The sequence below is a fragment of the Aeromonas sp. 604176 genome (assembly GCF_049170755.1).
GTDB lineage: Bacteria > Pseudomonadota > Gammaproteobacteria > Enterobacterales > Aeromonadaceae > Aeromonas > Aeromonas veronii_A.
In genome coordinates this window covers 1-4,870 of sequence record NZ_JAAKNE010000179.1, presented here as the reverse complement: position 1 = coordinate 4,870, position 4,870 = coordinate 1, and the positions used below count along the sequence as shown (strand labels likewise).

Here is a 4,870-nt window from a genome sequence, read left to right as displayed (position 1 = left end):
TCGAACTTGCCGGTCTCCGGCACGAAGGTGAGGTACTTGCCTTCGGAGACAGTGTTGAACTCACCGATCTGGGTGACCGTCTTCTCGGCCTGGTTGCCTTCGCCGTAGACCACAGTCGCCGGGATCTGGCTCACCTTGCCACCGTCCACCATGCGGCTAAGGGTGGTGGTCCAGAACGCTTCCAGATCGTCGCTGGAGGGGAGCTCTTTACTCTCGGCCAGACGGGTCAGCAGCGCGGTCTGTTCCGGATGCTCGACCCGACGGGCGGAGGCGTTGAAGATTCCCTTGAACTCACCGGCGAACTGACGCAGTACGCCGAACATCTCGCCCATGTTGCCGGAACGCTGGCGCAGGGTTTCAGTCAGCTCGGTCAGCTGCTTGTCATTGGCATCGAAGGTCGCCTTGAGCTGCTCGCCCTTGGCGGTTTCGGCAGCCAGCTCGGCCTTGGCCTTGGCCAGCAGCGCCCCCTGCTCGTTCTTGTCAGCCAGGAAGCGGGCTTCCCGCTCCTTGTTGAGTTGGGATTCGCTCAGGCTGGAGGCCTTGACCTGATTCAGCAGCGCATTGAGATCCACCGGTTTTTCGGCGGCGGTCACCGGCAGGGTGACTAGGGTTGCTCCCGCAATCAGGGAGGCAATCGCAAGTTTGATTCCTTTCATGATGCTTTCTCCGCAGTTTGAACCGGTAGCTTGATCAGAGCGGGAGGCGCCTGCTTCTTGGCGATGCGAAGGCCCTGTTCAACCGCACTGCGATACTCCTGGGGCAACTCTTCCCACTGGCGAGTCTTCTTGTTCCACATCCCGGTCTCATTGCCATCCGGGGATTGATAAAGCAGCGCGATGCGGCCAACCCGCAGGAACTCGTAGGTCTTCTCGCTACCATCCTTGTCCAGGCTCGCCTTGTAGGATTCGATGGTGCGGCTGAAGCCCTCCTCGATCTGGTAGGCCTCCAGGATCTTGCGGTACTTCTCGGAGATGGTGACATCGGCACGGTTCATCAGGTCGGTCAGAGCCGCCACGCGGTCCTCGCGCTCGACCTTCTGGAACGGCAGATCCAGCGCCACAAACTGCTCGAGGGAGTCGATCATCTTGAGCATCAGGGGGACAACTTCGGTGCTGGTCTGATCAATCTGGGCGATCTGCTTTTGCATCGACGCCAGCTCGGCACTCTGGGACTCGACCATCTTGCTCACCTGCTCGTTGTAGGTGCGCAGACTGTCGACCTGACGCAGGGCTGCCTTGTACTGGGCCAGTGCGGATTCGGCAGATTCGGCATAGCTGTCGATCTTCTGCTGGGAAACTTTGGATGCGTTGTCGGTGGCGGCTTGAGCGTCCACGGCCTGACCGGCAGTAGCGGCACTCAGATTGAAGCTGGTCAACAAGGCGGCCGAAACCAGGCTGCCAAGGAGCGCTTTCTTCATTGTAATGGTCCTTGTCTTCATAGGATTACCCTATCTCCGTAACTTCCTTGGACGTTGGGCACAGCCGGCCCGACCGGGCCGGCTGAGGTTGTATATCAACGGGGTTGATTAGAACTTCTGGGTGTAGTCGATGTAATAGACCCGTCCGTCAATGCTGTAGAGGTATTCATCGTAGGTGTAACCATCATTTGACAGGGAAGGTCCACGGTTGAACATGTTCTTCACGCCGGTCTGGATCTTGGCATTCCAGCTGGTATCGACCGCAACGTTCAGGTTCCAGATGGTGTTGGAAGCAATATGGCCCTCTTCCTTGTCATCCACATAGTCCTGGCTCTGGGAGTCGATATAGTTGGTGCTCAGGTAGGTATCCAGATTCCACAGCTGCGGGAAGTTGGCACCGATCCCGGAGTTGAAACGGAAATCGGGTTTGCCATTCCAGCCCTTCTTGTCAACCATTGGGCCACCAGCAAACAGACCTTCCTCATATTTCAGGATGTAGCTGCTGCCAAAGTCGTAACGCAGGGTGAAGGAGTTGAAGTCGTACTTGTAGTCCGCCTTGAAGTCGATACCACTGGTCTTGAGTTGCCCCAAGTTGACCATGCCGGCATAGACCTTCTCGACATCGCCGTTGGCGTCACGAATGACGTTCGGGTTGCTGCCGGTATTGAGCTCCTGATAGAACTGGGTCTGGGTGGTAGCCAACTGGATCACGTCATCGATCTTGATGTAGTAGTAATCGAGCGACAGGTTCAGATTGTCCAGCGGATTGTAGGCCGCCCCGATAGTGAAGGTATTGGCGGTCTCTTCCTTCAGGTTCTTGTTGGATTGGCGCGTTGTCTCGTACTGCTCTTCGGAACAGTTGGCAATACCATTGGCCTGGCAGTAGACATAGTCCTTGGCAAAGTCAGCTGACTGGGCATCCGCCGCATAGAGATCATTCAGACCCGGCGCGCGGAAAGACTGGGACCAGGAGGTACGGAACATCAGCTGGTCGAGTGGCTGATAACGCAGACTCGCTTTGGGCGAGAAGGCGCTGCCAAAGTCGCTGTACTTGTCGTAACGACCCGCCAGGTTCAGCTCGATCTGCTCGGTGATGGGGATCAGGCTCTCGATGTAGGTGGCAAACACATCGCGCACACCGCTACCGGAGTTGCCGGATGAACCCAGTACGTTACCCGCTTCGGACTGGCTGTCGTAGGTGTCGGAGTAAACCCAATCGTTATACTCGGCACCCAGATACCAGCTGACCGGGCCAGCAGGCAGTTCGCCCATCTCCCAACCCAGACCGCCATACCACTGGAAGAAATCCATCTTGGAGTTGCGGCTGGTGGTATAAGAGAGATCCTTGGTGGCATCAGCGGAGAAGCTGCCGTTGACGAAGTTTCCACTGTTTACCTGAGTCTGAACCGCCGGCTCCAATACATAGCCATTACCAATACTCTGGTTATCTGTCTTGGAGTACATGTAACCGGCGTTCCACTCCAGATCGCCAACCGCCTCGGTCGGAACCACCCCTTCAAAACCCAGGTTCAGAGTACCGGTCAAGTCGGTCACTTCGTTGTCACGGGGACCGACGTTGTTGAAGCGGTAGTAAACCGTCGCAGCCTTGGCGGTGCTGAAGTTGTTGGCAGACAGGACTGCAGCGCTTTCAGGGGTGGAGCCATCCACGGTGAAGGCACCTGCAGCAGGGGCGAAACGACCAAAACTGGTGACCCGGGAACCAATCATCTGTGGCACGAAATCCACATTGTCGTTGATATGGTAGCGGCCGTTGACATAGACGGTGTCGCGAGTACGCGAGGCGGTCTTGGCTGCGACTTGAGCAAAGTCGAAGCGGCAAGCCGTACCCTTGGTGACAAAACCGGCGCCGGTGCTTTCACAGTCGACCCCATTCAGAGTACGTGTTACGGTCTTGCCAGTTGCCGCGTCTACTCCCTTGATATTGCGACCATAGAGGCTAGGAGACTCAGCCCCCTGCTTGGCCAGATAGTCACGATCCTTGTAATAGATCTCGTCTTTCACATCATGCTCGTAGACCATCATCAGGGAACCTTTCTCACCCGAAATACCGCTGACGATGGAACCACTCTGTTCGTCACCACCTTCCTCGGTCGGTGAACCGACGCGCCCCTGGAATGACAAACCTTCAAAACCCTCTTTGAGGATCACGTTGATAACGCCACCGATGGCATCAGAACCATACAGGGCAGAGCCACCGTCCAGGTTCACTTCCACCCGCTCAACGGCCGCCATGGGGATGGTGTTGAGGTTGATGGCGGTGCCCCCCATGGAGGGAGAACCGGCGATACGCTTGCCATTGAGCAGCACCAGTGTGCGATCTTCACCAAGGCCACGCAGCCCTACGGTGGCTTGTGACTGGGCTGAGCTACCGGAGGATGGAGAGAAACCACCAAAGGAGTTGTAGGAGGCCTGTTTCAGATAATCAGCCACAGTCTGCTGGCCAGACTGTTCAATTTGGGCCTTGCTGACAGAGACAACCGGAGTCGCCCCCTCAACATCAACACGAGAGATACGGGAGCCAGTGACTTTGATTTTCTGCAGTTTTTCGACGTTCTGCCCTTCTTCGGCAGATACGGATGGGGCCGCCGCAAGGCTCGCCAAGGCGAACGCAATCGCAGCAGAGATTCTGCTCTTCCTAAGCATCGCTTATATCCTTCCTGGTTGTTTATTGTTTGCTTCCTGATACCGCCCTCTTTGGAGCGATGCGTAAGGCTTATCAATCTTTGACTGGCGACGTCAATGGAGTGGGGGGATCGGGAGGGTGAGATGTGGAATAAGCGGAGTGTATTAATTTTGACCGGCATAATTAGTGAATAATTCTGCCAAAAACATCCAGCGCAATGTGAAATCGTTGTTAAAACATGTAAAAGACGCTGAATTAAAAGTTGATGAACTTATTTGTTTACGTGCTGTCTCTTTATATCTTATTTCGATTTATTGGCAAAAATAAGAATAAAACTCTATTTTAATTATTATTGTGACTGACCACTCCGATGGGGGAGATAGATAAATTTGTCGAGATGATATCGTTTTCCCTTCTTTGACAGCAGAAATAAAAGCACTTAAAATTCAATCACATAAACAAATACAAGATTCAAACAAACAGCTGTTTATATTTTTTAAAATAATGTTGAGCAGTAGCGTTTTGTTTTGATTTTCACTTTTCAGATAAAAAACGTCATTTTTCGGTGCTTTTGGTCTCAGCGGGTCATTTGTCCCAGTTTTCCATTTCCTTGTACTTGATTTTTGTTGCAGAGCTTTTACAGTGGCCAAGCGGATTGTCTGCTGTTTGGCAACCAATCCAGCGCGTAATGCCAGGAAGGACAGGCCCGTCACCGGATTTGACTGGCCGCAAAAAAGAACAACAAGGACGAGGTTCCACCATGCTGTCGTATTTCCTACGCCGGATGCTTTTGATCATCCCGACGTTTC

Annotated in this window: 3 protein-coding genes and 1 pseudogene; all 4 read right to left on the bottom strand. The window is 54.0% G+C overall.

What is annotated here, in order from left to right:
* Positions 1-656, bottom strand: a pseudogene (locus tag G5358_RS20040) (MotA/TolQ/ExbB proton channel family protein); the annotation flags it as partial.
* Complete coding sequence (locus G5358_RS20035) at positions 653-1,417, bottom strand: DUF3450 domain-containing protein (RefSeq protein WP_005343435.1); 765 nt, start codon at positions 1,415-1,417, stop codon at positions 653-655. The gene G5358_RS20035 and the pseudogene G5358_RS20040, both read right to left, overlap by 4 nt.
* A gap of 108 nt (positions 1,418-1,525) precedes the next feature.
* Positions 1,526-4,081 (bottom strand): TonB-dependent receptor, encoded by a 2,556-nt coding sequence (locus tag G5358_RS20030; RefSeq protein ID WP_216951982.1) that lies wholly within the window; start codon positions 4,079-4,081, stop codon positions 1,526-1,528.
* 565 nt (positions 4,082-4,646) lie between these two features.
* On the bottom strand, positions 4,647-4,870 hold a 224-nt coding region (locus G5358_RS20025), incomplete at its 5' end, for a hypothetical protein (RefSeq protein ID WP_421304955.1).

What these genes read in the sequence shown, in the direction of transcription:
- G5358_RS20030 (WP_216951982.1), bottom strand. Translation starts at nt 4,081, where the DNA reads ATGCTTAGGAAGAGCAGAATCTCTGCTGCGATTGCGTTCGCCTTGGCG.
- G5358_RS20035 (WP_005343435.1), bottom strand. Translation starts at nt 1,417, where the DNA reads ATGAAGAAAGCGCTCCTTGGCAGCCTGGTTTCGGCCGCCTTGTTGACC.